Annotated in this window: 24 protein-coding genes and 2 tRNA genes; 23 read left to right on the forward strand and 3 right to left on the reverse strand. The window is 67.1% G+C overall.

The genetic code is table 11. The features are described from left to right. Positions 1-17 precede the first annotated feature (17 nt). Entirely contained in the window at positions 18-905 is an 888-nt protein-coding gene (locus tag LA521A_RS06830) for a LysR family transcriptional regulator (protein WP_281781557.1), read from the reverse strand. Between the two features lie 79 nt (positions 906-984). Here LA521A_RS06830 and trpB point away from each other — a divergent pair, with 79 nt between their 5' ends. The 4 genes from trpB (at position 985) to glmM (ending at position 5,469) form a co-directional block, all read left to right on the forward strand. Further along, positions 985-2,193, forward strand: a complete 1,209-nt coding sequence (gene trpB, locus LA521A_RS06835; protein ID WP_281781558.1) for a tryptophan synthase subunit beta — start codon at positions 985-987, stop codon at positions 2,191-2,193. A gap of 133 nt (positions 2,194-2,326) precedes the next feature. Beyond that, a complete protein-coding gene (trpA, locus tag LA521A_RS06840; RefSeq protein ID WP_281781559.1) occupies positions 2,327-3,145 on the forward strand; it encodes a tryptophan synthase subunit alpha in 819 nt (272 codons plus the stop codon). A 99-nt stretch (positions 3,146-3,244) separates the two neighbouring features. After that, a complete protein-coding gene (gene accD / locus LA521A_RS06845) occupies positions 3,245-4,132 on the forward strand; it encodes an acetyl-CoA carboxylase, carboxyltransferase subunit beta (RefSeq protein WP_281781560.1) in 888 nt (295 codons plus the stop codon). Continuing rightward, the gene (gene glmM / locus LA521A_RS06850) at positions 4,129-5,469 is read left to right on the forward strand and encodes a phosphoglucosamine mutase (protein ID WP_281781561.1); all 1,341 of its coding nucleotides are present in this window, start codon (positions 4,129-4,131) and stop codon (positions 5,467-5,469) included. Before accD ends, glmM begins: the two co-directional genes overlap by 4 nt. 57 nt (positions 5,470-5,526) lie before the next feature. Here glmM and LA521A_RS06855 read toward each other — a convergent pair whose 3' ends face one another. After that, a complete protein-coding gene (locus tag LA521A_RS06855; RefSeq protein WP_281781562.1) occupies positions 5,527-7,374 on the reverse strand; it encodes a DUF3413 domain-containing protein in 1,848 nt (615 codons plus the stop codon). Positions 7,375-7,510: 136 nt separating this feature from the next. On the opposite strand from LA521A_RS06855, the gene LA521A_RS06860 reads away from it, so the two are divergent. Then, positions 7,511-8,500, forward strand: coding sequence for an isopenicillin N synthase family dioxygenase (locus LA521A_RS06860; RefSeq protein WP_281781563.1), 990 nt, complete (start codon positions 7,511-7,513; stop codon positions 8,498-8,500). Positions 8,501-8,511: 11 nt separating this feature from the next. On the opposite strand, the gene LA521A_RS06865 is transcribed toward LA521A_RS06860, so the two are convergent. Continuing rightward, complete coding sequence (locus LA521A_RS06865; RefSeq protein WP_281781564.1) at positions 8,512-9,054, reverse strand: DNA-deoxyinosine glycosylase; 543 nt, start codon at positions 9,052-9,054, stop codon at positions 8,512-8,514. A 90-nt stretch (positions 9,055-9,144) separates the two neighbouring features. On the opposite strand from LA521A_RS06865, the gene tpiA reads away from it, so the two are divergent. From tpiA to LA521A_RS06955, 18 genes are all read left to right on the forward strand, one after another. Continuing rightward, a complete protein-coding gene (gene tpiA / locus LA521A_RS06870; RefSeq protein ID WP_281781565.1) occupies positions 9,145-9,897 on the forward strand; it encodes a triose-phosphate isomerase in 753 nt (250 codons plus the stop codon). Between the two features lie 59 nt (positions 9,898-9,956). Then, positions 9,957-10,454 (forward strand): preprotein translocase subunit SecG, encoded by a 498-nt coding sequence (gene secG / locus LA521A_RS06875; RefSeq protein WP_281781566.1) that lies wholly within the window; start codon positions 9,957-9,959, stop codon positions 10,452-10,454. A 137-nt stretch (positions 10,455-10,591) separates the two neighbouring features. Then, positions 10,592-10,676, forward strand: a tRNA-Leu gene (locus LA521A_RS06880). Positions 10,677-10,845: 169 nt separating this feature from the next. Next, positions 10,846-11,202 (forward strand): NADH-quinone oxidoreductase subunit A, encoded by a 357-nt coding sequence (locus LA521A_RS06885; protein WP_281781567.1) that lies wholly within the window; start codon positions 10,846-10,848, stop codon positions 11,200-11,202. Then, complete coding sequence (locus LA521A_RS06890; RefSeq protein ID WP_281781568.1) at positions 11,193-11,765, forward strand: NuoB/complex I 20 kDa subunit family protein; 573 nt, start codon at positions 11,193-11,195, stop codon at positions 11,763-11,765. Before LA521A_RS06885 ends, LA521A_RS06890 begins: the two co-directional genes overlap by 10 nt. A 1-nt stretch (position 11,766) precedes the next feature. Further along, complete coding sequence (locus tag LA521A_RS06895; protein WP_281781569.1) at positions 11,767-12,510, forward strand: NADH-quinone oxidoreductase subunit C; 744 nt, start codon at positions 11,767-11,769, stop codon at positions 12,508-12,510. 23 nt (positions 12,511-12,533) lie between these two features. Continuing rightward, a complete protein-coding gene (locus tag LA521A_RS06900) occupies positions 12,534-13,814 on the forward strand; it encodes an NADH-quinone oxidoreductase subunit D (protein ID WP_281781570.1) in 1,281 nt (426 codons plus the stop codon). A gap of 30 nt (positions 13,815-13,844) precedes the next feature. Continuing rightward, on the forward strand, positions 13,845-14,372 hold the full coding sequence (gene nuoE, locus LA521A_RS06905) for an NADH-quinone oxidoreductase subunit NuoE (RefSeq protein ID WP_281781571.1): 528 nt from the start codon (positions 13,845-13,847) through the stop codon (positions 14,370-14,372). A 12-nt stretch (positions 14,373-14,384) separates the two neighbouring features. Further along, a complete protein-coding gene (nuoF, locus tag LA521A_RS06910; protein WP_281781572.1) occupies positions 14,385-15,752 on the forward strand; it encodes an NADH-quinone oxidoreductase subunit NuoF in 1,368 nt (455 codons plus the stop codon). After that, positions 15,749-17,977, forward strand: coding sequence for an NADH-quinone oxidoreductase subunit NuoG (gene nuoG, locus LA521A_RS06915; protein WP_281781573.1), 2,229 nt, complete (start codon positions 15,749-15,751; stop codon positions 17,975-17,977). The genes nuoF and nuoG overlap by 4 nt, the downstream gene beginning before the upstream one ends. A 3-nt stretch (positions 17,978-17,980) precedes the next feature. Further along, on the forward strand, positions 17,981-19,030 hold the full coding sequence (gene nuoH / locus LA521A_RS06920) for an NADH-quinone oxidoreductase subunit NuoH (protein ID WP_281781574.1): 1,050 nt from the start codon (positions 17,981-17,983) through the stop codon (positions 19,028-19,030). A 9-nt stretch (positions 19,031-19,039) separates the two neighbouring features. Then, positions 19,040-19,528 (forward strand): NADH-quinone oxidoreductase subunit NuoI, encoded by a 489-nt coding sequence (nuoI, locus tag LA521A_RS06925; RefSeq protein ID WP_115840665.1) that lies wholly within the window; start codon positions 19,040-19,042, stop codon positions 19,526-19,528. Between the two features lie 13 nt (positions 19,529-19,541). Beyond that, positions 19,542-20,174, forward strand: coding sequence for an NADH-quinone oxidoreductase subunit J (locus LA521A_RS06930; protein ID WP_281781575.1), 633 nt, complete (start codon positions 19,542-19,544; stop codon positions 20,172-20,174). A 20-nt stretch (positions 20,175-20,194) separates the two neighbouring features. Beyond that, on the forward strand, positions 20,195-20,497 hold the full coding sequence (nuoK, locus tag LA521A_RS06935; protein ID WP_281782042.1) for an NADH-quinone oxidoreductase subunit NuoK: 303 nt from the start codon (positions 20,195-20,197) through the stop codon (positions 20,495-20,497). A 155-nt stretch (positions 20,498-20,652) separates the two neighbouring features. Then, positions 20,653-22,851, forward strand: coding sequence for an NADH-quinone oxidoreductase subunit L (gene nuoL / locus LA521A_RS06940; protein WP_281781576.1), 2,199 nt, complete (start codon positions 20,653-20,655; stop codon positions 22,849-22,851). A gap of 100 nt (positions 22,852-22,951) precedes the next feature. Further along, positions 22,952-24,400, forward strand: coding sequence for an NADH-quinone oxidoreductase subunit M (locus LA521A_RS06945; RefSeq protein WP_281782043.1), 1,449 nt, complete (start codon positions 22,952-22,954; stop codon positions 24,398-24,400). 11 nt (positions 24,401-24,411) lie between these two features. Then, positions 24,412-25,866 (forward strand): NADH-quinone oxidoreductase subunit NuoN, encoded by a 1,455-nt coding sequence (gene nuoN, locus LA521A_RS06950; RefSeq protein WP_281781577.1) that lies wholly within the window; start codon positions 24,412-24,414, stop codon positions 25,864-25,866. A gap of 78 nt (positions 25,867-25,944) precedes the next feature. Then, positions 25,945-26,021, forward strand: a tRNA-Met gene (locus tag LA521A_RS06955). Positions 26,022-26,280 lie beyond the last annotated feature (259 nt).

Raw genomic sequence — 26,280 nt, forward strand, 5'->3', positions numbered from 1 at the left:
GCCCGGGCTGCGGGGCGTCAGCGCGCAAGTTCCGCACGCAGCCAGTCCGCCAATGAGGCCACGCGCGGATCGTTCGCGCGCCGCCGCGTGACGAGCACCCAGCGCGCCTGCGTCTGGACGAACCCGCACGGCGCGACCAGCCGGCCAGCCGCGAGATCCTCGGCCACCAGCGGCTCGGGCGCGATCGCCACGCCGAGCCCGGCGTTCGCGGCTTCGAGCAGGTAGTACAGGTGCGGAAACCCCGTGCCCATGCGCAGCGCGCCGGCGTCGAGCCCGTTGCGCTGCGCCCAGTCCGCCCACGCCTGTGGGCGCGATTGCGTGTGCAGGAGCGCTTCGTGCATCAGCGCGTCGGGCGTCGCATCGCGCAGCCGCTCGAAGCCGGCAAAGCGCGGGCTCACGACCGGGCCGATGCGTTCGGGCGCGAGTTCGTGCACCTGCCAGTCGCCCGGCCAAGGCGCCCGGTCGATGAGCAGCGCGGCGTCGAGCCCCGTCAGGGCGGCGTCCGGCGTGTTCTCGCTGGCGGCCAGATGCAGGGTGAGATCGGGACGTTCGCGGGCCAGTCGATCCAGCCGCGGAATCATCCAGCGCGCCAGCACGCTTCCGGGGCAGCCGAGCACCAGCGGCGCCTGCTGCGGGCGGCGGCGCAGGTCGCTCCAGCCCTGGCGGAGCAGGGCGAACGCGCCGTCGGCCGCCTCATGCAGCCGATGGCCGGCGGGCGTGAGGGCGAGCCCCCGGCCTTCGCGGACGAAGAGGGCGGTCCCCAGGGCTTCCTCCAGCGACTTGAGGTGCCGGCTGACGGCACCGTGGGTCACGTGGAGTTCCTCGGCGGCCCGGCTGACGCTGTCGAGCCGCGCCACGGCCTCGAAGGCGCGCAGCGCGTTGAGCGGGGGTAGGTCTCGGCTCATGCGAATGTGTGAGGTTTTCTGACAGGACAATCCGATTTTATGCATGTTCCGCGGCGATGTCGTTCGCTAAAGTCACGACATGTCCCGTCCCGACTTCCACGCCTACCCCGATGCCGCCGGCCATTTCGGGCGCTATGGCGGCCGTTTCGTCGCCGAAACCCTGATCGGTCCGCTGGAAGAGCTGGCCGCCGCTTACGACGCCGCCCGCGTCGATCCGGCGTTCAATGCCGCCTTCGATGCCGATCTCGCCCATTACGTGGGCCGACCGAGCCCGATCTATTTCGCCGAACGGCTGAGCCGCGAGGTGGGCGGCGCGCGCATCCTGCTCAAGCGCGAGGACCTGAACCACACCGGCGCGCACAAGATCAACAACACCATCGGCCAGGCGCTGCTCGCCAGCCGGATGGGCAAGACGCGGATCATCGCCGAGACCGGCGCAGGCCAGCACGGCGTTGCCAGCGCGACGGTCGCCGCGCGGCTCGGGCTGGAGTGCGTGGTCTACATGGGCGCCACCGACATCGAGCGCCAGAAGATCAACGTCTACCGCATGAAGCTGCTCGGCGCGACGGTGGTGCCGGTGACCAGCGGTTCGGCGACCCTGAAGGACGCGCTCAACGAAGCGATGCGCGACTGGGTCACCAACGTGCGCGACACGTTCTACATCATCGGCACCGTGGCCGGGCCCGACCCGTATCCGCGCATGGTGCGCGACTTCAACGCCATCGTCGGCCGCGAGGCGCGCGCGCAGATGCTCGCCGAATACGGCCGACTGCCCGACGCCGTGACCGCGTGCGTCGGCGGCGGCAGCAATGCCATCGGCATCTTCCACGCCTTCCTCAACGATGCCGACGTGCGGCTCGTCGGCGCGGAGGCCGCGGGCGAGGGCATCGGCACCGGGCATCACGCCGCGTCGCTGGCCGCGGGACGCCCCGGCGTCCTGCACGGCAACCGCACCTACGTGCTGTGCGATGACGACGGCCAGATCATCGAAACGCATTCGGTTTCCGCAGGACTCGACTACCCCGGCGTCGGACCGGAGCACGCGTTCCTCAAGGACACCGGTCGCGCGGATTACGCTGGCGTGACCGACGCCGAGGCGCTGTCGGCGTTCCACCAGTTGTCGCGTACCGAAGGCATCCTGCCGGCGCTGGAATCCAGCCATGCGATCGCGCAGGCCATCAAGCTCGCGCGCGAGCTTCCTTCCGATGCGATCGTGCTGTGCAACCTTTCCGGACGCGGCGACAAGGACGTGCACACCATCGCCGCGCGCGAGGGTATTTCGCTGTAGCGCATTGCCGCTTCCAACGGCATCCGGCGGCCTCTCAAGGGGAAGGTCGGGGACGCGGCGGGACTCCCTCCCTCCCATCCAACGCCTTCCGGACCTTCCCCTTGAGCGGCCGCGCTCCGAACACGGCATCGTCATGAACCGAATCGACCGACGCTTTACCCAGTTGCGCTCCGATCGCCGCAAGGCGTTGATCCCGTTCGTCACCGCAGGCGATCCCTCCCTGGAAACCACGGTGCCGGTGATGCATGCGCTCGTGGACGCGGGCGCGGACGTGATCGAACTGGGCGTGCCGTTTTCAGATCCCATGGCGGACGGCCCCACCATCCAGCGCAGTTCCGAACGCGCGCTGTCGCGCGGTGCGGGGCTGTCGTTCGTGTTCGACACCGTGCGCCGTTTCCGCGAGCGCGACAGCGACACGCCGGTGGTGTTGATGGGGTATCTGAATCCCGTCGAGATCCGCGGCGCCGAGCGTTTCGCCCGCGAAGCGACCGAAGCCGGAGTCGACGGCGTGCTGCTGGTGGACCTGCCACCGGAGGAATCCGACGAATTCCGTGCCGCGTTCGCATCGCACGACCTCGCGCTGATCCTGCTTGCGTCGCCGACGACCACCGACGCGCGACTGCAGCAGCTTTGCGACGACGCGCAGGGCTATCTCTACTACGTGAGCTTCGCCGGCGTCACCGGCGCCGCGGACCGCCTCGACACCGGCGCGGCGGGCGAGCGGCTGCACGCCATCCGTCAGCGAAGCCGCGTGCCGGTGGTCGCCGGATTCGGCATCAAGGACGCTGCCAGTGCCGCGGCGATGGCCCGGGAGGCCGAGGGTGTCGTCGTCGGCAGTGCGCTGGTAGCCGCACTGGCCGACGCGGTCGAGCCGGCCATACAGGCCCGCACGTTCCTGGCGCCGTTGCGCGCGGCGCTGGACGGGCTTCCCACCACCGCCCATCCCGCGTGAGGGCAGGGCGGGCGCCGACGCCCGCTGCGCTACACTGCCCCGCTTCGGCCGGGGCCCGCTCCGGCATTCTTCACGCCTGAACGGGAATACTCTCAACGCATGTCCTGGCTCAAGAAACTCATGCCCTCGGGCATCCGCACCGAAACCGGCGCCGCCAAGCGCCGCAGCGTGCCCGAAGGCCTGTGGGAAAAGTGCGACCGATGCGGCGCGGTGCTGTACCGCCCCGAGCTCGAGGAGAACCTCGAGGTCTGCCCGAAGTGCAACTACCACATGGCCATCCGCGCGCGCGTGCGGTTGACCGCGTTGCTCGATGAAGGCAGCACGCGCGAGATCGCGGCCGAACTCGGCCCGACCGACGTGCTCAAGTTCAAGGACCAGAAGCGCTACGCCGATCGCATCAAGGCCGCGCAGAAATCCACCGGCGAGCGCGATGCGCTGATCGCGATGGAAGGCACGCTCAAGCAGCGGCCGCTGGTCGCCGCCGCGTTCGACTTCGCCTTCATGGGCGGCTCGATGGGTTCGGTCGTCGGCGAGCGCTTCACCCGCGCGGCCGAACGCGCCGTCGAACTGGGCTGCCCGATGGTCTGCTTCACCGCCACCGGCGGCGCGCGCATGCAGGAGAGCCTGTTCTCGCTGATGCAGATGGCCAAGACGTCCGCCGCGCTCGGGCGCATGCGCGCGCGCGGCCTGCCTTTCATTTCGGTGATGACGCATCCGACCACCGGCGGCGTGTCGGCGTCGTTCGCGATGCTGGGCGATCTGAACCTCGCCGAGCCCGAGGCCCTCATCGGTTTCGCCGGCCCGCGCGTCATCGAACAGACCGTGCGCGAAACGCTGCCGGAAGGCTTCCAGCGTTCGGAATTCCTGCTCGATCACGGCGCGTTGGATCAGATCTGCGACCGCCGCGAACTGCGCGAGCGTCTGGCCACGCTGTTCGCACTGATGATGAAGCAGCCGCAGCCGCCGGCGGACGAGGTGGCTGCATGAGCCGGCGGTATTTCGGCACCGACGGCATCCGGGGGCGAGTGGGCGAGGGGCCGATTTCGGCCGATTTCGTCCTGCGCCTGGGCAACGCCTACGGCCACGCACTGGCCCGTCGCGACTGGCGCAACCCGGTGGTCATCATCGGCAAGGACACGCGTATTTCGAACTACATGTTCGAGGCCGCGCTGGAAGCCGGCCTGGTCGCCGCGGGCGTCGACGTGCAGCTGATGGGCCCGATGCCCACGCCGGCGGTCGCGCACCTGACGCATTCGATGCGCGCCGATGGCGGCATCGTGATCTCCGCCTCGCACAACCCGCACCACGACAACGGCATCAAGTTCTTCTCCGCTCAGGGCGAGAAGCTCGATGACGCCACCGAACTGGCGATCGAAGCCGCGCTGGACCATCCGTTCCGCACGGTGCCGTCCGAGCAGCTCGGCAAGGCCGTGCGGACGCGCGACGCGCTGGGCCGCTACATCGAACACTGCAAGAGTTCCGTGCCGAAAGGCTTCGACCTGGGCGGTCTGCGCATCGCCATGGACTGCGCGAACGGTGCGACGTACCAGCTCGGTCCGCTCGTGCTGCGCGAACTCGGCGCGCGCGTGGACGCCATCGGCATCGATCCCAACGGCATCAACATCAACGACGGCGTCGGATCGACGCATCCGGACACGCTGGTCCAGCACGTCCGCGCGACCGGCGCCGACATCGGCATCGCGTTCGACGGCGACGGCGATCGCGTGCTGTTCGTCGATGGCAACGGCGTGGTCTGCGATGGCGACGACCTGCTATTCGTGATGGCGACCGACTGGCAGCAGACCGGTCGACTGCGCGGTCCCGTCGTCGGCACGCTGATGACCAACTACGCGCTGGAGCGCGCCTTCGCCGAGCGCGGCATCGGCTTCATCCGCGCGAAGGTCGGCGACCGGTACGTGCACCAGCAACTCGTCGCCAACGGCGGCGTGCTGGGCGGCGAGACGTCGGGCCACATGCTGTGCCTGGATCGCGCCAATACCGGCGACGGCATCGTCAGCGCGCTGCAGGTGCTGGAAGTGCTGCAGCGCCGTGGCATCTCGCTGCGCGAGGCGCTGGAAGGTTTCCGCAAGGTGCCGCAGAAGACGGTCAACGTGCGGTTCGCGGCAGGTTCCAAGCCGACCGAAGCCGATTCGGTGAAAGCCGCGCTCGCGCAGGCCGAGCAGGCGGTCGCCGGTCGCGGGCGTGCCTTCCTGCGTCCGTCCGGCACCGAGCCGGTCGTGCGGGTCACGGTGGAAGCCGACGACGCGACGCTGATGCAGGACACGCTCGACAAGCTCGCCGCGGCTGTCTCCGCCGCCGCGTAACCACCTTCGTCGATCAAGCCGGCCCTCTCCCGTAACGGAAGAGGGCCCAGGGCGCGCTTACCGCTTCTGGAAGCGCGTCAGCATTTCCCACGACTCCCGCACCGCATCGGCCGACACGTCGGCATCCTCGACGGGGTCGTAGTTCCGGTCCACCACCGTGGCCGAGCCGAAGTTGTCGAACAGGTAAATCAGCGCGCCGTCGCGGATGCCGCGCTGCGACCAGCTTTCCACCAGCAGCGGACGCTTGCGCGGCAGCTCGCCGAACAGGTCCAACCCGGTCGAATAATCCGCGCTGGCGCCATCGCAGCCCAGCGCATGGCGCATCACCGTCGGCACGAAATCCTCGTGCGACGTCGCCGCGTCGATGCGACGCGCGGGCCGACCCGGCCAGTGCAGCACGAACGGCGTGCGCAGCTGGTAATCCGAGAAATTGCCGTTGTGGCCCCAGTAGTTCTTGCGCATGTCGTTGAACTCCTCGCCGTGGTCGCCGGTGATGAGCACGACGGTGTTCGCCGCCAGCGGGCTTTGTTCGAGCGTGCGCAGCAGTTCGCCGATCAACGCGTCGCTGTAGTGCACGGCGGCGCGATAGCGGTTGAACTCCGGCGTGGGGTCGTGATCCGGGCCGAGGTTGAGGAAGTTCACGTCCTGCGCCATCGGCTGGAACAGCGACCGGTATCCAGCCGGCAGGTGGTACGGCGCGTGCGGCGAATCCAGGAACACGAAACCGAAGAACGGCTTCCCCTTCGGATGCCGGCGGATGTCGTCCTGCATGCGCGAGACCACGTAGCGATCGCGCTGCGCGCTCTTCATCTTCGACGGCCCGTTCACGATGCGCTCGCGCACCTTCGAGAACACGGTCCGGTCGAACTCCGGGCTGTAGAGCGGCGCGCTGCCGTAGACGTGCATCGCGTAGTCGTCGGCCAGCATCGCGTCGATCATCACCGGCCCGCGCTGCTGCGCCAGCATCGCCTGCCAGTAGCCGCCCGGGAGGCCGTACATCAGGCCGAAGAGACCGAAGCGCGTCGCGTTGCCGGTGCTGTAGTGGTTCTGGAACCACTGCGCGTCCTGCGCGTAATGCCAGGTGTTGGGCATCACCGCCGGATCGAGCACGTCGTGACGCAACGATTCGACGAGGATCACCAGCACGTTGAGCGAGGGCGATGCCGCGCATTGCGGCGCGCGTCGCGGATAGCCCAGGCGATCGCCCGTGTCGGGCAGTTCGGTGGCCTGCGCGGTCTGCACGCCGAAACGATGCAGCGCGTTCTTCAGCGTGATCGGCTGCGCCCACGGGATGTAGGTCAGCTGCGACATCACGGCCCGATCGCCGCGCGCATCCGAGTACGCCACCATGCCCTGGCTGACGAGGAACAACGCGCCGGCGACCCACCACATCGCGCGGATGCGGAGCAGCACCGGCCGGCGACGCAGCGCCTGCCACCACACGCGGGAGAGCAGGATTTCCAGCGCGAGCAGCGTGGCTGCGCCCAGTGCTATCAACATCCACATCTTCGCCGAGAAGGCGACCTGATCCTGCAGCGCACCGCCGAAGATCATGTTCGCCACCATCGCATTGAGGTGGAAGCGGTACAGCGCGAACACCTTCGCATCGGCGAGCAGCAGGAGCAGCCACAAGGTCTGCAGCACGATCGCGGTGCCGATCATCCAGCGCGGATTGCGCAGGAGGCGCCCGAGCAGGTACGCCGGCAGCGCCACGAGCGTGCCGAAGAAAATGAAATGGCCCGGCAGCGCCAGCAACAGGAACAGCACCGAGTGCCAGGCGCTTCCGGCCTCGGTGAGCGGGATGTTGCTGAGCGTGATGAGGCAGGCGAGCGCGGCGTTCGCCAGGATCAGTCCGGTCAGCCAGGCGAGCGCGCGCGGGCGCAGGGGAGGGGTGACGTGTTCCATTCGTCCGAAGGGGGCAGGAAAAAAACGCGCCATTATCCCGGAAGCCGGTGCCGCGAGCCGCGTGCAAAAAGCCGAGCCTGGCTGAACGGCCCGCAGGCGGGCCCGCCGCCCCGGAGCGGCGTGCGCGGGCGGTATCATGTGCGGCTCTCCCTCGACCCGCCCTGCAGGAACCGACGTGAACCGCATCCCGACCCTCGACATCCGCCGCTTCAGCGAACCCGCCAGCCCGGGCGATCGCGAGGCCTTCGTGGCCGAACTCGGCGCGGCGTACCGCGAGTGGGGTTTCTGCGGCATCCGCGGCCACGGCATCTCCGACGCGCAGATCGACACCGCCTACGACGTGTTCAAGCGCTTCTTCGCGCTGCCGGACGAGGTCAAGCGCAAGTACAACGTGCCCGGCAGCGGGGGCGCGCGCGGCTACACGCCCTTCGGCGTGGAGACGGCGAAGGATTCCAAGCACTTCGACCTGAAGGAGTTCTGGCACATCGGCCGCGAGATCCCGCGCGATTCGCAGTACGCCGACGTGATGCCGCCCAACCTCTGGCCGGAGGAAATCCCGGAGTTCCGCGAGGTCGGCTATGGCTTGTACGAGTCGCTGGATCGCCTGGGTTCGCGCGTGCTGAGCGCGCTGGCGCTGCACATCGGCCTGCCGGAGACCTACTTCGCCGACAAGACCGACTCGGGCAATTCGATCCTGCGTCCGATCCACTATCCGCCGATCACCACCGACGACATCCCGAACGTGCGTGCCGGCGCGCATGAGGACATCAACCTGATCACGCTGCTGGTCGGCGCCAGCGCCGAAGGCCTGGAAGTGCTGTCGCGCAAGGGCGAGTGGGTGCCCTTCACGGCCGACGCCGACACCATCGTGGTGAACATCGGCGACATGCTGCAGCGCCTCACCAACCACGTGTATCCGTCCACGACGCACCGCGTGGTGAACCCGAAGGGCGAGAAAGCGCGCCAGCCGCGCTATTCCACGCCGTTCTTCCTGCATCCCAATCCGGACTTCCTGATCGACGTGCTGCCCTCGTGCGTGAGCGCCCAGAACCCGAGCCGCTATCCGGAAGCGATCACCGCGCACGGTTACCTGGAAGAGCGCCTGCGCGAGATCAAGCTGAAGTAATCGCCCTCGTTTCAATCCGATGTGGCGATACCGGCCGCCTGCAGCGCTTCGCGCCAGGCGGCCAGTTTTTTTGCGAAGGGCACCGACGCGTTCGCCGGGCTTGTCGACGGCAGGCGCCATGCGCGCAGGCCGAACGCGTCCAGCGGCGGGCCGAAGCGGCGAAACGCGGCTTCGGCCTTCGCCCCGTTGAAGAGCACCGCCGTCAACATCGCGTGGCGCTGGAAGAACGCGGCGAAATCGTTCGCCTGCGCGGTCGCGTCGACGATCGCCGAGTCCAGGCTGCCTTCGCGCTCGCAACGATCCAGGACGTCCCACAGCGCGATGCCTGCCGACTTCAGCCGGGCGAGTCGATCCGCATAGGGCAGGTCGGGCCCCGCGCCGACCAGCGCGCCCATGATCGGCCAGAACGCGTTGCGCGGATGCGCGTAATACCGGCGAGCCTGCAAAGAGGCGACGCCCGGCATGCTGCCCAGTACCAGCACGCGCGCATTCCGCGCGGCCACCGGCGCAAATCCTTGCAGCAGCGGTGCATCTGGAAGCGAAGGCGTGTCCATGGGGTCGATTTTCGCCGACGTGGAGTAAACTTGCCGCCGCTCGCGCCGGACCGGTCGCGCGCAATCCCGAAGGACGCTGAAGGAGTGGTCATGCGCCGCAAGATCGTTGCCGGAAACTGGAAGTTGCATGGCGATCGCGATTTCGCGCTTGCGCTGCTGGACGCGCTCGTCGCGCAGCCGGCGCCGCAGGGCGTGGAGCGCCTGATCCTGCCGCCGCTTCCGTATCTGGCCGGCCTGGTCGTGCGTTACGGCGGAAAGGGCCTCACTTTCGGCGCGCAGGACGTGAGCGCGAACCAGAAGGGCGCCTACACCGGTGAGGTGTCGGCGACGATGCTGAAGGACGTCGGCGCGGGCTACGGCCTGGTCGGCCATTCCGAGCGCCGCCAGTACCACGGCGAAACCAGCGAGCTGGTCGCGCGCAAGTTCCTCGCCTGCAAGGCCGCGGGCCTCACGCCGATCCTGTGCGTGGGCGAAAGCCTGTCCGAGCGCGAGGACGACCAGACGCAGTGGCGCATCGAGAAGCAGCTGGCGCCGCTGTTCGAGCTGGGCGGCAAGGACGTGTTCGATGGCGCGATCGTGGCGTACGAGCCCGTCTGGGCCATCGGCACCGGCCGGACCGCGTCGCCGGAGCAGGCCCAGGAGGTCCATGCATTCATCCGTAGCGAAATCGCCGCGCGCGATGCTAGAATCGCTGGCTCGCTACCGATCCTGTACGGCGGAAGCGTAAAGGCCGACAATGCCGCCGCGCTGTTCGCGCAGCCGGACGTCGATGGCGGCCTGGTCGGAGGCGCCTCGCTGGTGGCCGACGACTTCCACGCCATCGCAGTCGCGGCGGCACCCTGACGTTCCCACCGGTTCGTCGACCCGCCATTCGTAGTTGAACCCATTCGTAGAACCCACCGATGCTGTTGCTGCTCAACGTCATCTATGTGCTGATCGCGATCGCGATGGTTGCGCTGATCCTGATGCAGCGCGGCGCAGGCGCCCAGGCCGGTTCCGGCTTCGGCGGCGGCGCGTCGGCCACCGTCTTCGGTGCGCGCGGTTCGGCGAACTTCCTGTCCAAGGCGACGAAGTGGCTCGCCATCGCGTTCTTCGCGATCAGCCTCTTCATGGCCTGGCAGGCGACGCGCAAGGCCACCGGCACCACCGGTGCCGCGCCGAGTGGCGTGATGGCCGAAGTCCCGGCGGTTCCGAGCGCTCCCGCGCCGACCACGGGCAACGCCGCGGTGCCGACCGCGCCGACGGCTGCTCCGGCTCCCGCGAGCACCGCGCCGGCCAGCACGGTTCCGCAGGCGCCGGCCTCGCAGGAAGCGGTCCCGGCCGCTCCGGCACCCGCGCAGCAGGCGCCTGCAGCGCAGTCGCCGGAACCGGCAAAGCCGCAACCCCCTGCGGGCGGCTGACTTAACGCGGTAAACTTTGTTTTCATCGGCCCGGCACGGATTGCCGGGTACGGTCAGCGATGACCGGAGCGATCAACGCCCACACGGCACCGATCGCGTCAGGAAGACAACATGCCAGCGATGGCGTGGGTTTGATTGCCCAGGTGGCGGAATTGGTAGACGCACTACCTTGAGGTGGTAGCGACGTAAGTCGTGGGGGTTCGAGTCCCCCCTTGGGCACCACACCGAACAACACTGCTGTCAGTGAATTGCAGCACAAGTACCACAAGCACCACCGACCGAGGTGCGGCACGCACGGCGGGCCGAGTCTCGCGCGGGGATCACCCAGGCGGCTGCCGCCGAGCCAGGTCGCGGTAACGCGATCGAGCTAAACGAAGCGAGAGAACACCGAGTGCTGGCCGAATACCTGCCGACCCTGCTGTTCCTGATCGTCGCCGGAGGTATCGGCGTCGCCCTGCTGGTGGTGGGCAAGGTGCTCGGCCCCCAGCGTCCGTCCATCGAGAAGCTCTCGCCCTACGAGTGCGGCTTCGAGGCGTTCGAGGACGCGCGCATGCAGTTCGATGTGCGCTATTACCTCATCGCGATCCAGTTCATCATCTTCGATCTGGAAATCATCTTCATCGTGCCCTGGGCCACCGTGTTCCGCGAACTCGGCGTGGTCGGCCTCGTCGAAATGGGCATCTTCGCCGGCATGTTGCTGCTCGGCTTCGTCTACGTCTGGAAGAAGGGAGCACTCGAATGGGAGTGATCCAGAGCGTCTCTGACCTCATGCACAACCCGCTGCCCGAAGGGCGGCTGGACGACATCCTGCGCCCCGAGGGCGACAACCCGCTGCTGCAGAACGGCTTCGTCACCACGAGCATGGACGCGCTGTGGAACTGGGCGCGCACCGGCTCGATGTGGCCGATGACCTTCGGCCTGGCCTGCTGCGCCGTGGAGATGATGCACGCCGGTGCCGCACGCCTGGACCTGGACCGCTACGGCGTGGTGTTCCGCCCGTCGCCGCGCCAGTCCGACGTGATGATCGTGGCCGGTACGCTGGTCAACAAGATGGCCCCGGCGCTGCGCAAGGTCTACGACCAGATGCCGGACCCGAAGTGGGTCATCTCGATGGGCAGTTGCGCCAACGGCGGCGGCTACTACCACTACTCGTATTCGGTGGTGCGCGGTTGCGATCGCGTGGTGCCGGTGGACGTGTACGTTCCGGGTTGCCCGCCGACGGCCGAAGCGCTGGTCTACGGCATCCTGCAGCTGCAGAAGAAGATCCGCCGCGGTACCAACTTCGGCGAAAACATCCAGGGCGTCCGCTGACATGGCACAGCCCTACGATTTCATGGATGCCCAGGCGCTTTCCGGGCGCCTGACCGCGCGCTTCGCCGATGCGATGGTCGTCATCGCGCCGGGTCGCGGCGAAGTCACCCTCGATGTCGCCGCGCCGCAGTGGCTCGCCACCGCGGTCGCGCTGCGCGACGAGTTCGGCTTCGAGCAGTGCGTCGACGTCAGCGGCGTCGACTACCTCAGCTACGGCAGCGACGAGTGGGACACCGATGTGTCCTCCGAAGGTTTCTCGCGCGGCGTCGAAGGCAAGAGCGCCGGCCGCTTCGTCTGGGGCGAGGCGCCCAACGGCGCGGCCGCCGCGCCGGAACGCCGTTTCGCCGCCGTGGCGCACCTGCTTTCGTGCCAGCACAACCTGCGCGTGCGCCTGCGCACGTTCGCCGACAACGACGACCTGCCGGTGGTGGATTCGCTCACCTCCGTGTGGCCGGGCGTGAACTGGTTCGAGCGCGAGGCGTTCGACCTGTACGGCATCGTGTTCGAAGGCCATCCGGATCTGCGCCGCATCCTGACCGACTACGGTTTCGTCGGCCATCCGTTCCGCAAGGATTTCCCGCTGATCGGCAACGTCGAAGTGCGTTACGACGCCGATCGCAAGCGCGTGGTGTACGAGCCGGTGTCGATCGAGCCGCGCGTGCTCGTGCCGCGCGTGATCCGCGACGATGCCCGCTACGAGACGGCGCAGGGCGAGGCGGCCCAGCGCGGTGAGGTGAAGAAGTGAGCGCCCAGCTTTCCAATTCGACCGTGAGCAAGACCTCCGGTCTCGGCAGCGGTGCCGAGATCCGCAACTACACGTTGAACTTCGGCCCGCAGCATCCGGCCGCGCACGGCGTGCTGCGCCTGATCCTGGAAATGGACGGCGAAGTCGTGCATCGCGCCGACCCGCACGTCGGCCTGCTGCATCGCGCGACCGAGAAGCTCGCCGAGTCCAAGCCGTTCAACCAGTCGATCGGCTACATGGATCGCCTGGATTACGTGTCGATGATGTGCAACGAGCACGCCTACGTGCGCGCGATCGAGACCCTGCTGGGCATCGAGGCGCCGGAGCGTGCGCAGTACATCCGCACGATGTTCGACGAAATCACCCGCATCCTGAACCACCTGATGTGGATCGGCTCCAACGCGCTCGACCTGGGTGCGATGGCGGTGTTCCTGTACGCCTTCCGCGAGCGCGAAGAGCTGATGGACTGCTACGAAGCGGTCTCCGGCGCGCGCATGCACGCGGCGTACTACCGTCCGGGCGGCGTGTACCGCGACCTGCCGGACCACATGCCGAAGTACAAGGAATCGCCGTGGCGCAAGGGCGGCAAGCTCAAGCGCTTCAACGAATGGCGAGAAGGTTCGCTGCTGGATTACCTGGAAGCGTTCACCAACGACTTCCCGAACCGTGTCGACGAGTACGAAACGCTGCTCACTGACAACCGCATCTGGAAGCAGCGCACCGTCGGCATCGGCGTGATCTCGCCCGAACAGGCGTTCGCGTGGGGCATGACCGGCGCGATGCTGCGCGGCTCGGGCATCGCCTGGGACCTGCGCAAGAAGCAGCCGTACGCGAAGTACGCGCAGATGGACTTCGACATCCCGGTGGGCGTCAACGGCGACTGCTACGACCGGTACCTCGTGCGCGTCGAGGAGATGCGCCAGTCCAACCGCATCATCAAGCAGTGCGTGAAGTGGCTGAAGGCCAACCCGGGCCCGGTCATCGTCGACAACTTCAAGGTCGCTCCGCCCCGGCGCGAGGACATGAAGGACGACATGGAAGCGCTGATCCACCACTTCAAGCTGTTCTCCGAAGGCTACTGCGTGCCCGCCGGCGAGACCTACGCCGCGGTCGAAGCGCCGAAGGGCGAGTTCGCCTGCTACCTGGTCTCGGACGGCGCCAACAAGCCCTTCCGCGTGAAGCTGCGCGCGCCGGGCTTCGCGCACCTGTCGTCGATGGACGCCGTCGTTCGCGGCCACATGCTGGCCGACGTCGTGGCGATGATCGGCACCTACGATCTCGTGTTCGGCGAGGTCGACCGCTGATCGCGGCGGCCCGTTGAGGAATCTGGACAAATGAAGGCGACCGGAAATTTCGAAGCCTGTCAGCACGTGGACCCGATGGTCGCGTTGTCTGACAAGACGCGTGCGCACATCGACCACTGGCTGGCCAAGTTCCCGCCGGACCGCAAGCGCTCGGCCGTGCTGCAGGGCCTGCACGCGGCGCAGGAGCAGAACGGCGGCTGGCTGAGCGACGAGCTCATCGCCGCCGTGGCGAAGTACCTCAGCCTGCCGCCGGTGTGGGCGTACGAGGTCGCGAGCTTCTACTCGATGTTCGAGACCGAGCAGGTCGGCCGCAACAACGTCGCCTTCTGCACGAACATCAGCTGCTGGCTCAACGGCGCCGAGGACCTCGTGCGCCACGCCGAGAAAAAGCTGGGCTGCAAGCTGGGCGAATCCACGTCCGATGGCCGCGTCTACCTCAAGCGCGAGGAAGAGTGCCTGGCCGCGTGCTGCGGCGCGCCGGTCGTGGTCATCAACGGTCATTACCACGAGAAGCTCGACGCCACGAAGGTGGACGAGCTGCTCGACGGATTGAAGTGAGGCCCGGCTGAGATGGCGCACGATCATCACGACTATTCCCAGGGCTATGGTCCGGTCGGACCGGCTCCGCAGGAGCACAGCGTCGTCTACACGACGCTGCACTACGACACCCCGTGGTCGTACGAGAACTACCTCAAGACCGGCGGCTACTCGGCGCTGCGCAAGATCCTGACCGAGAAGATGGATCCGGCGGCGATCGTGGACCTGGTGAAGGCCTCGGGCCTTCGCGGCCGCGGCGGCGCGGGCTTTCCGACCGGCCTGAAGTGGTCCTTCATGCCCAAGGGCAGCGGCACGCAGAAGTACATCCTGTGCAACTCGGACGAATCCGAGCCCGGCACGGCGAAGGATCGCGACATCCTGCGCTACAACCCGCACGCGGTGGTGGAGGGCATGGCGATCGCCTGCTACGCCACCGGTTCGACCGTGGCGTACAACTACCTGCGCGGCGAATTCCACCATGAGCCGTTCGAGCACTTCGAGCAGGCGCTGAAGGAAGCGTACGAAAACGGCTGGCTGGGCAAGAACGTGCTCGGCAGCGGCGTGGACATCGACATCTACGGTGCGCTCGGCGCCGGCGCGTACATCTGCGGCGAAGAAACCGCCCTGATGGAATCGCTGGAAGGCAAGAAGGGCCAGCCGCGCTACAAGCCGCCGTTCCCGGCGAACTTCGGCCTGTTCGGCAAGCCGACGACGATCAACAACACCGAGACCTACGCCTCGGTGCCGGCGATCATCCGCAACGGCGCGGAGTGGTTCCTCAACCTCGGCAAGCCGAACAACGGCGGCCCGAAGATCTTCTCGGTCTCCGGCCATGTCGCCAAGCCGGGCAACTACGAGATCCGCCTGGGCACGCCGTTCTCCGAGCTGCTGCAGCTCGCCGGCGGCATGCGGGGCGGCAAGAAGCTCAAGGCCGTGATCCCGGGCGGCTCGTCGATGCCGGTGCTGCCGGGCGACACGATGATGTCGCTGACCATGGATTACGACGCCATCCAGAAGGCCGGTTCGGGCCTGGGTTCGGGCGCGGTCATCGTGATGGACGAGGACACCTGCATGGTGCGCGCGTGCCAGCGCATCGCACGCTTCTACTACAAGGAAAGCTGCGGCCAATGCACGCCGTGCCGCGAAGGCACCGGCTGGATGTACCGCATGCTGACCCGCATCGCCGAGAAGCAGGCGACGCTGGAAGACCTGCACATGCTGCGCGTCTCCGCCGGCCAGATCGAGGGCCACACCATCTGCGCGTTCGGCGAAGCCGCCGCGTGGCCGGTGCAGGGCTTCCTGCGTCACTACTGGGATGAATTCGAGTACGCGATCGTGAACAAGCGTTTCCTGGTCGACGACCAGCGCGCCGGCACGGTGGTGGAGAAGGTCGCCGCATGAGCGCACAGCCCGTAAATCCGAACCTGCCGCCGGACCACGTCACCGTCTTCATCGACGGCGTCGAAATGGCCGCGCCGAAGGGTTCCATGATCATCCATGCCGCCGACAAGGCCGGCATTCCGATCCCGCGTTTCTGCTACCACGACAAGCTGGCCGTCGCGGCGAACTGCCGCATGTGCCTGGTCGAAGTGGAAAAGATGCCCAAGCCGGCGCCGGCCTGCGCCACGCCGGTGATTGACGGGATGAAGGTCTCCACCCGTAGCGACAAGGCGCTCAAGTCGCAGCGCAACGTGATGGAGTTCCTGCTGATCAACCATCCGCTCGACTGCCCGATCTGCGATCAGGGCGGCGAGTGCGAACTGCAGGACCTGTCGCTGGGTTACGGCCGTTCGGTCAGCCGTTTCGCCGAGCGCAAGCGCGTGGTGCCGGACGAGGACATCGGTCCGCTGGTCGCCACCGAGATGACCCGCTGCATCCAGTGCACGCGCTGCGTGCGCTTCACCGCGGAGATCGCCGGCACGTACGAGCTGGGCGGCATGTACCGCGGCGAGAACCTGCAGATCGGCACCTACGACGGCAAGCCGCTGACGACGGAACTGTCCGGCAACGTCATCGACGTGTGCCCGGTCGGCGCGCTGACCAACAAGGTGTTCCAGTTCAAGGCGCGTCCTTGGGAGCTGATCGCGCGCGAATCGCTGGGTTACCACGATGCGCTGGGCAGCAACCTGTTCCTGCACGTGCGTCGCGGCGAAGTGCTGCGCACCGTGCCGCGCGACAACGAAGCGGTCAACGAATGCTGGCTGTCGGACCGCGACCGCTATTCGCACCAGGGCCTGTACGCGGAAGACCGCGCGACGGTGCCGATGGTGAAGGAGAACGGCGAGTGGCGTGAGGCCTCGTGGGAAGAAGCGCTGGCGAAGGCGGCGAAGATCCTGCGCGACAACGGCGCCGACCAGCTCGGCATCCTCGCCGGCCCGGCCACCTCGAACGAGGAGGGCGCGCTGCTGGCCCGCCTTGCCGAAGCGCTGGGCACGGGCAACCTCGACCACCGCATCGGCCAGCACGACCTGAGCGACGCCGCGCACGCGACGACGTTCGGCGCGCCAGTGGCCGACATCAACCACGCCGACGTCATCGTCATCGTGGGCTCCAACCTGCGCCACGAACTGCCGCTGGTGAACCAGCGCGTGCGCAAGGCCTGGACCCGCGGCGCGAAGGTGTACGTGGTCAATCCGGTCGACTTCGACTTCACGTACGACATCGCGCAGAAGGCGATCGTTTCCCCGTCGCAGATCGCTGCGACCCTGGGCGACGACGGCCTGGTCGACATCGCGAAGAACGCGACGCGCGCCGTCGTGATCGTCGGAGCGCTGGCCGAGAACGGCCCGCACGCGAGCGCGATCCGCAAGGCCGCCGCCGATTTCGCCGCCGCTACCGGCGCATCGCTCAACCGCATCCCGCAGGGCGCAAACGCCGTCGGCCTGTCCGACTACGGCGTGCTGCCGACCTCGCGCGACGCGCAGTCGATGCTGGTCGATGCGCGTTCGGCGTACCTGCTGTACGGCATCGAGCCGGGCATGGATTTCGCGGACACCGCGGTCGCACTGAAGGCGCTCAACGCCGCGCAGGTCGTCGCGTTCAGCACCTTCGCGTGCCGTTCGACGCGCGCCGTCGCCGACGTGATCCTGCCGATCGGCCTGCTGCCGGAAATCGACGCGACGCTGACCAATCTCGACGGCCGCCAGCAGGCGACCGTCGCCGGCGGCAAGCTGCCGGGCCAGGCGCGTGCCGGCTGGCGCGTGCTGCGTGCGCTCGGCGGCGAGCTGCAGGCGAAGGGCTTCGACTTCGTGGACCTCGCCGGCCTGCGTTCTGGCATGCAGATGCGCGAAGTGAACGTCGCCGCGGGCAAGGCGCCGAACGTCGCGGGCGATGGCCTGGAAGTCGCCGCGAGCGTGGCGATCTACCGCAGCGATGCGGTGGTGCGTCGCGCGCCGGCACTGCAGGCGCATCCGCTCAACGTCGAGCCGAAAGCCGTGATCCATCCCGCTGATGCGCAGGCGCTGGGTTTCGCCGACGGCGTCGTGGGCAAGTTCAACACCGCCGCGGGCACCGCGACGCTGCCGGTGTCGGTCAGCGACAAGGTCGCGCCGGGCACCGTGTGGGTGGAGTCCGGCCACGGCGCCACCGCGCCGATGTCGGGCCGCGTGCAGGCGGGGAGGGCATAAACCATGTTTGATCCGTTCCGCGACTGGCTGCTGTCGCTCGGCAACATCGGCGCGATCGTCTGGATCGTGCTGAAGATCCTCCTGATCGCCATGCCGGTGATCATCACCGTGGCGTTCTACGTGGTCTGGGAGCGCAAGCTCATCGGCTGGATGCACGTGCGCCACGGGCCGATGTACGTCGGCATGGGCATCCTCCAGGCGTTCGCCGACGTCTTCAAACTGCTGTTCAAGGAAGTCATCCAGCCCACGCGGGCGGAGAACTTCCTGTTCAAGCTCGCGCCGCTGCTCGCGCTCGCGCCGGCGTTCGCCGCATGGGCCGTGGTGCCGTTCGACTACCAGCTGGTGCTGTCGAACGCGAACGCGGGCCTGCTTTACCTGCTCGCGATGACCTCGCTGGGCGTGTACGGCATCATCCTCGCCGGCTGGGCGTCGAACTCGAAGTACGCGTTCCTCGGCGCCATGCGCGCCGCGGCGCAGGTGGTTTCGTACGAGATCGCCATGGGCTTCGCGATGGTCGGCGTGATGGTCGGCGCCGGCAGCCTCAACCTCACCGACATCGTGATGGCGCAGTCGGGCAACTCCGGTTTCCTGGAGTGGTTCTGGGTGCCGATGCTGCCGCTGTTCGTCGTCTACTTCATCTCGGGCGTTGCCGAAACCAACCGCGCGCCGTTCGACGTGGTGGAAGGCGAGTCGGAAATCGTGGCCGGCCACATGGTCGAGTATTCGGGTTCGGCGTTCGCGCTGTTCTTCCTCGCCGAATACGCGAACATGATCCTGATCAGCTTCCTGACCTCGATCTTCTTCCTCGGCGGCTGGCTGAGCCCGTTCCACGGCTGGGGCATCCCGCTGCTGTCGGTCGACGGCTGGTGGTGGCTGCTCGCGAAGGTGTTCTTCTTCGCCAGCTGCTTCATCTGGTTCCGCGCGTCGTTCCCGCGCTACCGCTACGACCAGATCATGCGCCTGGGCTGGAAGGTGTTCATTCCGATCACCATCGCCTGGATCTGCGTGGTCGCGGTCATGGCGTACTTCAAAATCTTCGAGCCCGGGGTGTAAGGGGCAGGCATGAATCGCATCGTTTCCTACTTCAAGAGCCTGCTGCTCATCGAGCTGTCGCAGGGACTCGCCCTCACGGCGAAGTACCTGTTCAAGCCGAAGTACACGCTGATGTACCCGATGGAAAAGACGCCGCAGTCGCCGCGCTTCCGCGGCGTGCACGCGCTGCGTCGCTATCCCAACGGCGAAGAGCGATGCATCGCATGCAAGCTGTGCGAGGCCGTGTGCCCGGCGCTGGCGATCACCATCGATTCGACCAAGCGCGAGGACGGCACCCGCCGCACCACGCGTTACGACATCGACCTGTTCAAGTGCATCTTCTGCGGCTTCTGCGAGGAGTCCTGCCCGGTCGATTCGATCGTGGAGACGCACGTGCACGAGTACCACTTCGACCGGCGCGGCCAGAACATCGTGACCAAGCCGCAGCTGCTGGCCATCGGCGACCGCCTCGAGGCGGAGATCGCCGAGCGTCGCGCGGCCGACGCACCTTTCCGCTGAGGGCCTGACGAACATGGATCTCGCCCAGATTGCCTTCCTCGTCTTCGCCGCCGTCGCCACGATGGCCGCGGTCGGCGTCATCAGCGTCAAGAACCCGGTGCATGCCGTCCTGCTGCTGGTGCTGACGTTCTTCTCCGTCGCCTGCACCTGGATCATCGCCGGTGCCGAGTTCCTCGGCGTCGCGCTCATCCTGGTGTACGTCGGCGCGGTGATGGTGCTGCTGCTGTTCGTGGTGATGATGCTCGACATCGACGTCGCGCCGCTGCGCGAAGGCTACGTGCGCTACCTGCCGCTCGGCCTCGTCGTCGCCGTGATCATGCTGGTGGAAATGCTGACGCTGATCGGCGTCAAGGCCAACGTCGCCACCGGCTTCCCGGCCGACCCGTCCGCTGCAGGCAACACCCAGTGGCTGGCGCGTGCGCTGTTCACGCAGTTCCTGCTGCCGTTCGAGGTCGCCGCGGTCATCCTGACCGTCGCCGTCATCGCGGCCGTGACCCTGACGCTGCGTCGCCGTGTCGGTGCGCGCCACCAGAACCCGTCGGCACAGGCGCGTGTGCGGTCGGTCGATCGCGTCCGCGTGGTGAAGATGGACGCCGTCAAGCCGGTCGTACCGGCGCAAACCCCGGCAGAGGAGGGCAAGCCGTGAGCGAATTCTTCGGCGCCGGGCTGGCGCTCGGCCACTACCTCGCGCTCGGCGCGGTGCTGTTCTGCATCAGCGTCGCGGGCATCTTCCTCAACCGCAAGAACGTGATCATGCTGCTGATGTCGCTGGAGCTGATGCTCCTGTCGGTGAACATCAACTTCGTCGCGTTCTCGCGCCAGCTGGCCGATCCGGCCGGTCAGGTGTTCGTGTTCTTCATCCTGACCGTGGCCGCGGCCGAAGCCGCAATCGGCCTGGCGATCCTGGTCACGCTGTTCCGCAACCGCCGCACGATCAACGTGGCCGAAATCGATTCGATGAAGGGGTGAGCCGCCGCGCTTGCGAGCCTCTGGCTCGCGCGGCGGCGAACGCCCCGCCATGGATGGTCGGGCAGGGCGATCCGAAGCCCGAAGCGTTCCGCCATGGATGGCATGGCCAACGGATAGAGATCTGGTGCAGTACGACGACGCAATGGAAATGAGCCGTGATATCTAAAAACCTTCTACTGCTGATCGTCCTGGCGCCCCTGATCGGCGCGATCGTCGCCGGCCTGTTCCGCCGCCAGGTGGGACGCGCCGGTGCGCATTCGGTGACCATCCTCGGCGTCGCGATCAGCTGCGCGCTGTCGATGTACACGCTGTGGCAGCTGCTGCAGGGCGCCTCGCCGTTCAACGAGAACGTCTACACCTGGTTCCAGGTCGGCGGCATCGAAGCGCACGTCGGCTTCATGGTCGACAAGCTCACCGCGATGATGATGGTGGTCGTCACCTTCGTCTCGCTGCTGGTGCACGTCTACACCATCGGCTACATGGCCGAGGACGACGGCTACCAGCGCTTCTTCAGCTACATCTCGCTGTTCACCTTCTCGATGTTGATGCTCGTGATGAGCAACAACTTCCTCCAGCTGTTCTTCGGCTGGGAAGCGGTGGGCCTGGTGTCGTACCTGCTGATCGGTTTCTGGTTCAAGCGCCCGACCGCGGTGTTCGCGAACCTCAAGGCGTTCCTGGTCAATCGCGTGGGCGACTTCGGTTTCCTGCTCGGCATCGCCGGCGTGCTGTACACCTTCAACTCGCTCGACTACGGCACCGTGTTCGCACGTGCCGGCGAACCCGCGCTCGCCGCGGCGCAGATGCAGAACGCGTGGCCGGCGCTCGCGCAGGCCGGCGGCTGGCTGGCGCCGATCGGCGGCTGGTCGCTGATGACCTTCATCTGCATCTGCCTGTTCATCGGTGCGATGGGCAAGTCGGCGCAGGTGCCGCTGCACGTCTGGCTGCCGGACTCGATGGAAGGCCCGACGCCGATCTCGGCGCTGATCCACGCCGCGACGATGGTGACCGCGGGCATCTTCATGGTGGCGCGCATGTCGCCGCTGTTCGAGCTGTCCGAGACGGCGCTGACCTTCGTGCTGTTCATCGGCGCCACCACCGCGTTCTGGACGGGCCTGATCGGCATCGTGCAGAACGACATCAAGCGCGTGGTCGCGTACTCGACGCTGTCGCAGCTGGGCTACATGACCGTCGCGCTGGGCGTGTCGGCATACAGCGCCGGCGTGTACCACCTGATGACGCACGCCTTCTTCAAGGCGCTGCTGTTCCTCGGTGCCGGCTCGGTCATCATCGGCATGCACCACGAGCAGGACATGCGTCGAATGGGCGGCCTGAAGAAGTACATGCCCATCACGTACTGGACGATGCTCATCGGCACGCTGGCGCTGATCGGCACGCCGTTCTTCAGCGGCTTCTACTCGAAGGACACGATCATCGAGGCCGCCGCGCACCACGCGCATGAGGCCGGCGGCTGGGTCGCGACCTACGCCTACTGGGCGGTGCTGCTGGGCGCGTTCGTGACCTCGTTCTACAGCTTCCGCCTGCTGTACCTGACCTTCCACGGCAAGGAACGCTTCCACGATCCGGTGCCGGACCATTACGTCGCGCCGGAAGCGGATTCGACCGAGCACGAGTCGCAGCTCGCCGAGCAGCACGGCCACGACGGCCACGCCCCGGTCTCGCACGACGCGCACGCGTCGCACGCCAAGCATGGCGACAGCCATGGCCACGACGACCACCACGCGCACACGCCGCACGAGTCGCCGTGGGTGGTGACGGTGCCGCTGATCCTGCTGGCGATCCCGTCGGTGCTGATCGGCTTCTTCACCGCCGGCCCGATGCTGTTCGGGACCGACGTGATGGGCCATCACGAGCGCCTGCCGTTCTTCCTCGGCGCGATCGACCTCGCGTCGGCGCGCGACACGGTCGCCGCGATCGGCGAGGAGGTGTGGCACGGCCCGGTCAAGTACGCGATCCACGGCTTCACCGCGCCGGTGTTCTGGCTGACCCTGGCCGGCTTCGTGCTCGCGACCATCATGTACTGGTGGAAGCCCGAGCTGCCCGCCAAGGCGCGCCGCGTGTTCGCCCTTCCGGTGCGCGTGCTCGAGGAGAAGTATGGCTTCGACAAGCTCTGGATCAACGGCTTCGCCGGCGGCGGCCTGGGGCTCGGCAAGGCCTCGCGCGCCATCGACTCGCACCTCATCGACGGCGCGGTGGTCAACGGCAGCGCCCGCGTGGTCGACCTCGTCGCCAACCTGACCCGCCGCATCCAGTCGGGTTATCTCTACCACTATGCGTTCGCGATGATCATCGGCCTGATTGCCCTGCTGGCCGCCCTGATCCGCTACTGGCACTAACTTAGGACAAGGACCCGACGTGAACCCCGAGCCCTTGCAGAGCACTTCCTTCCTGCTCAGCCTGCTGGTCTGGCTGCCGATCTTCGGCGGCCTGGCCACCATGGCCTTCGGCAACGAGCGCGCCGGTGCGGCGCGCTGGTTCGCCACCGGCATCGCCTTCATCACGCTGCTGGCGAGCATCCCGCTGCTCACCGGTTTCGACATGACCGCGTCCGCGATGCAGTTCGTCGAGAACCGCAACTGGATCCCGGCGTACGACATCCGTTACCACCTCGGCGTCGACGGCATCTCCGTCGCGCTGATCGCCCTGACCACGCTGACCACGCTGCTGGCGATGATTGGCGCCTGGACCTCGATCGACAAGCGCGTGGCCCAGTACTACGCCGCGTTCCTGATCCTGGAAGGCCTGATGGTCGGCGTGTTCGCCGCGCTGGACGCGATGCTGTTCTACGTGTTCTTCGAAGGCATGCTCATCCCGATGTTCATCATCATCGGCGTGTGGGGCGGCCCGCGTCGCGTGTATGCGTCGATCAAGTTCTTCCTGTACACGTTCCTCGGCTCGCTGTTCATGCTGCTGGGCCTGATCTACCTGTACCTGAAGGGCGGCAGCTGGCAGCTCGCGGACATGTACGCGCTGCCGCTGACGGCGACCGAGCAGATGTGGCTGTTCTTCGGATTCCTCATCGCCTTCGCGGTGAAGGTGCCGATGTTCCCGGTGCACACGTGGTTGCCGGATGCGCACGTCGAGGCGCCGACCGCCGGTTCGGTGATCCTGGCGGCGATCATGCTGAAGATCGGTGGCTACGGCTTCATCCGCTTCGTGCTGCCGATCGTGCCGGACGCCGGCGCCGAGTGGGCGTGGCTGGTGATCGCACTGAGCCTGATCGCCGTGGTCTACGTCGGCCTGGTCGCCCTCGCGCAGGACGACATGAAGAAGCTGATCGCGTACTCGTCCGTCTCGCACATGGGCTTCGTCACGCTCGGCACGTTCATCGCCTTCGCGCTGGTGCGCGAGGCCGGCAACACCGATGGCGCACGCCTCGGCCTGCAGGGCGCGATGGTGCAGATGATCAGCCACGGCTTCGTGTCGGGCGCGATGTTCTCCTGCGTCGGCGTGCTGTACGACCGCATGCACACCCGCATGATCAAGGATTACGGCGGCGTCGCGAACGTCATGCCGTGGTTCGCCGCGTTCGTCGTGCTGTTCGCGATGGCCAACTCCGGCCTGCCGGGCACGTCGGGTTTCGTCGGCGAGTTCATGGTGATCCTGGCCAGCTTCCAGCAGCACCCGCTGATCGGTTTCGTCGCCGCCACCACGCTGATCATCGGCGCGGCCTACACGCTGTGGCTGGTCAAGCGCACCATGTGGGGCGAGGTGGGCAACGCGCATGTCGCCGAGCTGGAGGACATCAACGCCCGCGAAGCCTTCGTGCTGGGCGTGTTCGCCGCCGGCGTGCTGATCCTCGGCCTGTGGCCGAAGCCCCTGACGGACCTGATGGAACCCGCCATCGCGAACCTGGCGACGCAGATCGCCGCGTCGAAGCTCTGAGGTTGTAGCGAATGAACATGCCTGTCCGCTCCGCCGCCGACCTGCTGCCGCTCCTGCCTGAGCTGGTGGTGATCCTCGGCGCGTTCGCGCTGCTGATGCTCGACCTGTTCGTGGACGAGCGCCGCCGCGTCGTCAGCCATCTCTTCGCCATCGCCGTGCTGGCCGTGGCGACCTTCATGCTCGCCACCGGCGTGGGCGAACACGGCACCGTGCTCAGCGGCATGTTCGTGCGCGACACCGCGGCCGACGTCATGAAGGTGACCATCTGCGTCGTCGGCATCCTGTCGATGATCTACACCTGGCCGTACCTGCGCGCCCGCGACCTGTACAAGGGCGAGGTGTCGGTGCTGATGCTGTTCGCGATCGCCGGCATGATGCTGCTGGTCTCGTCCGGCAGCCTGGTGATGGTGTACCTGGGCCTGGAAATGCTGGCGCTGTGCTCGTACGCGCTGGTCGCGGTGGATCGCGACAGCCCGCTCGCCTCCGAGGCGGCCATCAAGTACTTCGTGCTCGGCGCGCTGGCCTCGGGCCTGCTGCTGTACGGCCTGTCGCTGATCTACGGCGCGACCGGCTCGCTGCAGCTCGACGAGATCGCCATTGCGACCCAACAGCGCATCGCCGAAGGCAACACGCTGATGCTGATCACCGCCGTGGTGTTCGTCGTCGCCGGCATCGCCTTCAAGTTCGGCGCCGCGCCGTTCCACATGTGGCTGCCGGACGTGTACCACGGTGCGCCGACGCCGATCACGCTGTTCATCGGTTCCGCGCCGAAGCTCGCCGCGTTCGGCATGACCTATCGCCTGCTCGAGATCGGCGCCCCGGCGTTCGAGGAACAATGGCGCCTGATGCTCGCCGTCCTCGCGGTGCTGTCGCTGGCCATCGGCAACCTCAGCGCGATGGTGCAGACCAACTTCAAGCGACTGCTGGCGTACTCGACGATCTCGCACGTCGGCTTCCTGTTCGTCGGCCTTGCCGGCGGCGGTCGCGAAGGCTTCGCCGCCGCGCTGTTCTACGCGATCAGCTACGCGATCATGTCGGCGGCGGCGTTCGGCGCGATCGTGGTGCTGTCGCGCCGCGGCTTCGAAGCCGACCGCATCGAGGACTACAGGGGCCTCAATGCGCGCAATCCGTGGATGGCGGGTCTGGTGCTGTGCGTGATGGCCTCGCTGGCCGGCGTGCCGCCGTTCCTGGGCTTCTGGTCGAAGCTCGCCGTGCTGCGCGCCGCGCTGCAGGGCGACATGCTGTGGCTGACCCTGGTGGGCGTCGTGTTCGCGGTGGTGGGTGCGTTCTACTACCTGCGCGTGATCAAGGCGATGTACTTCGACGAGCCGGACGGGCAGGGCATCGAAGCCACCGACAACCGTCCGCTGCGCATCGCGTTTGGCGTGAATGCACTGGCGCTGCTCGCGCTGGGCCTGGCGTGGAATCCGATCATGGCGTGGTGCCAGAGGGCGTTCGCGGGCTGAGTTTTTTCGCGCAATCCGATTTAATTCATGAATCGGGGTTGCGCAGGTTTTAGTCGGCCGTTATGATGGTCGGCCTGATGCGGGGTGGAGCAGTCTGGCAGCTCGTCGGGCTCATAACCCGAAGGTCGCAGGTTCAAATCCTGCCCCCGCTACCAGCTTCGGCAGGCGTGGTCTTCTTCAGACTCACGCTGGCGGAGAATCCGGAACACCGGGTTCTCCCAAGCCAAAGGCTCGGGCTTGGTGGTCGCGCACTGCTCACGCGACCACACCGAAATCCAGCTGTACGGACAAGGGGCCCGCAAGGGCCCTTTGTCGTTTTCGCGCTTGTGGGCTCGCGATCCGGAAGTACCTGCCTGGAATGCGTGCTTCGCCAGAACGTGTACGCAGTGGCGTTTTGCTGGGTATTGCATTGCA

This window comes from Lysobacter auxotrophicus, assembly GCF_027924565.1.
In the GTDB taxonomy this organism is placed as follows: domain Bacteria; phylum Pseudomonadota; class Gammaproteobacteria; order Xanthomonadales; family Xanthomonadaceae; genus Lysobacter_J; species Lysobacter_J auxotrophicus.

Coding starts and splice junctions, on each gene's coding strand:
- LA521A_RS06860 (WP_281781563.1), top strand. CDS start 7,511: ATGTGCGGCTCTCCCTCGACCCGCCCTGCAGGAACCGACGTGAACCGC.
- nuoH (WP_281781574.1), top strand. CDS start 17,981: ATGTTTGATCCGTTCCGCGACTGGCTGCTGTCGCTCGGCAACATCGGC.
- LA521A_RS06865 (WP_281781564.1), bottom strand. CDS start 9,054: ATGGACACGCCTTCGCTTCCAGATGCACCGCTGCTGCAAGGATTTGCG.
- LA521A_RS06855 (WP_281781562.1), bottom strand. CDS start 7,374: ATGGAACACGTCACCCCTCCCCTGCGCCCGCGCGCGCTCGCCTGGCTG.
- nuoN (WP_281781577.1), top strand. CDS start 24,412: ATGAACATGCCTGTCCGCTCCGCCGCCGACCTGCTGCCGCTCCTGCCT.
- nuoE (WP_281781571.1), top strand. CDS start 13,845: ATGAAGGCGACCGGAAATTTCGAAGCCTGTCAGCACGTGGACCCGATG.
- glmM (WP_281781561.1), top strand. CDS start 4,129: ATGAGCCGGCGGTATTTCGGCACCGACGGCATCCGGGGGCGAGTGGGC.
- nuoG (WP_281781573.1), top strand. CDS start 15,749: ATGAGCGCACAGCCCGTAAATCCGAACCTGCCGCCGGACCACGTCACC.
- LA521A_RS06945 (WP_281782043.1), top strand. CDS start 22,952: ATGGCCTTCGGCAACGAGCGCGCCGGTGCGGCGCGCTGGTTCGCCACC.
- nuoF (WP_281781572.1), top strand. CDS start 14,385: ATGGCGCACGATCATCACGACTATTCCCAGGGCTATGGTCCGGTCGGA.
- tpiA (WP_281781565.1), top strand. CDS start 9,145: ATGCGCCGCAAGATCGTTGCCGGAAACTGGAAGTTGCATGGCGATCGC.
- trpB (WP_281781558.1), top strand. CDS start 985: ATGTCCCGTCCCGACTTCCACGCCTACCCCGATGCCGCCGGCCATTTC.
- LA521A_RS06895 (WP_281781569.1), top strand. CDS start 11,767: ATGGCACAGCCCTACGATTTCATGGATGCCCAGGCGCTTTCCGGGCGC.
- trpA (WP_281781559.1), top strand. CDS start 2,327: ATGAACCGAATCGACCGACGCTTTACCCAGTTGCGCTCCGATCGCCGC.
- nuoI (WP_115840665.1), top strand. CDS start 19,040: ATGAATCGCATCGTTTCCTACTTCAAGAGCCTGCTGCTCATCGAGCTG.
- LA521A_RS06930 (WP_281781575.1), top strand. CDS start 19,542: ATGGATCTCGCCCAGATTGCCTTCCTCGTCTTCGCCGCCGTCGCCACG.
- accD (WP_281781560.1), top strand. CDS start 3,245: ATGTCCTGGCTCAAGAAACTCATGCCCTCGGGCATCCGCACCGAAACC.
- LA521A_RS06890 (WP_281781568.1), top strand. CDS start 11,193: ATGGGAGTGATCCAGAGCGTCTCTGACCTCATGCACAACCCGCTGCCC.
- secG (WP_281781566.1), top strand. CDS start 9,957: ATGCTGTTGCTGCTCAACGTCATCTATGTGCTGATCGCGATCGCGATG.
- LA521A_RS06830 (WP_281781557.1), bottom strand. CDS start 905: ATGAGCCGAGACCTACCCCCGCTCAACGCGCTGCGCGCCTTCGAGGCC.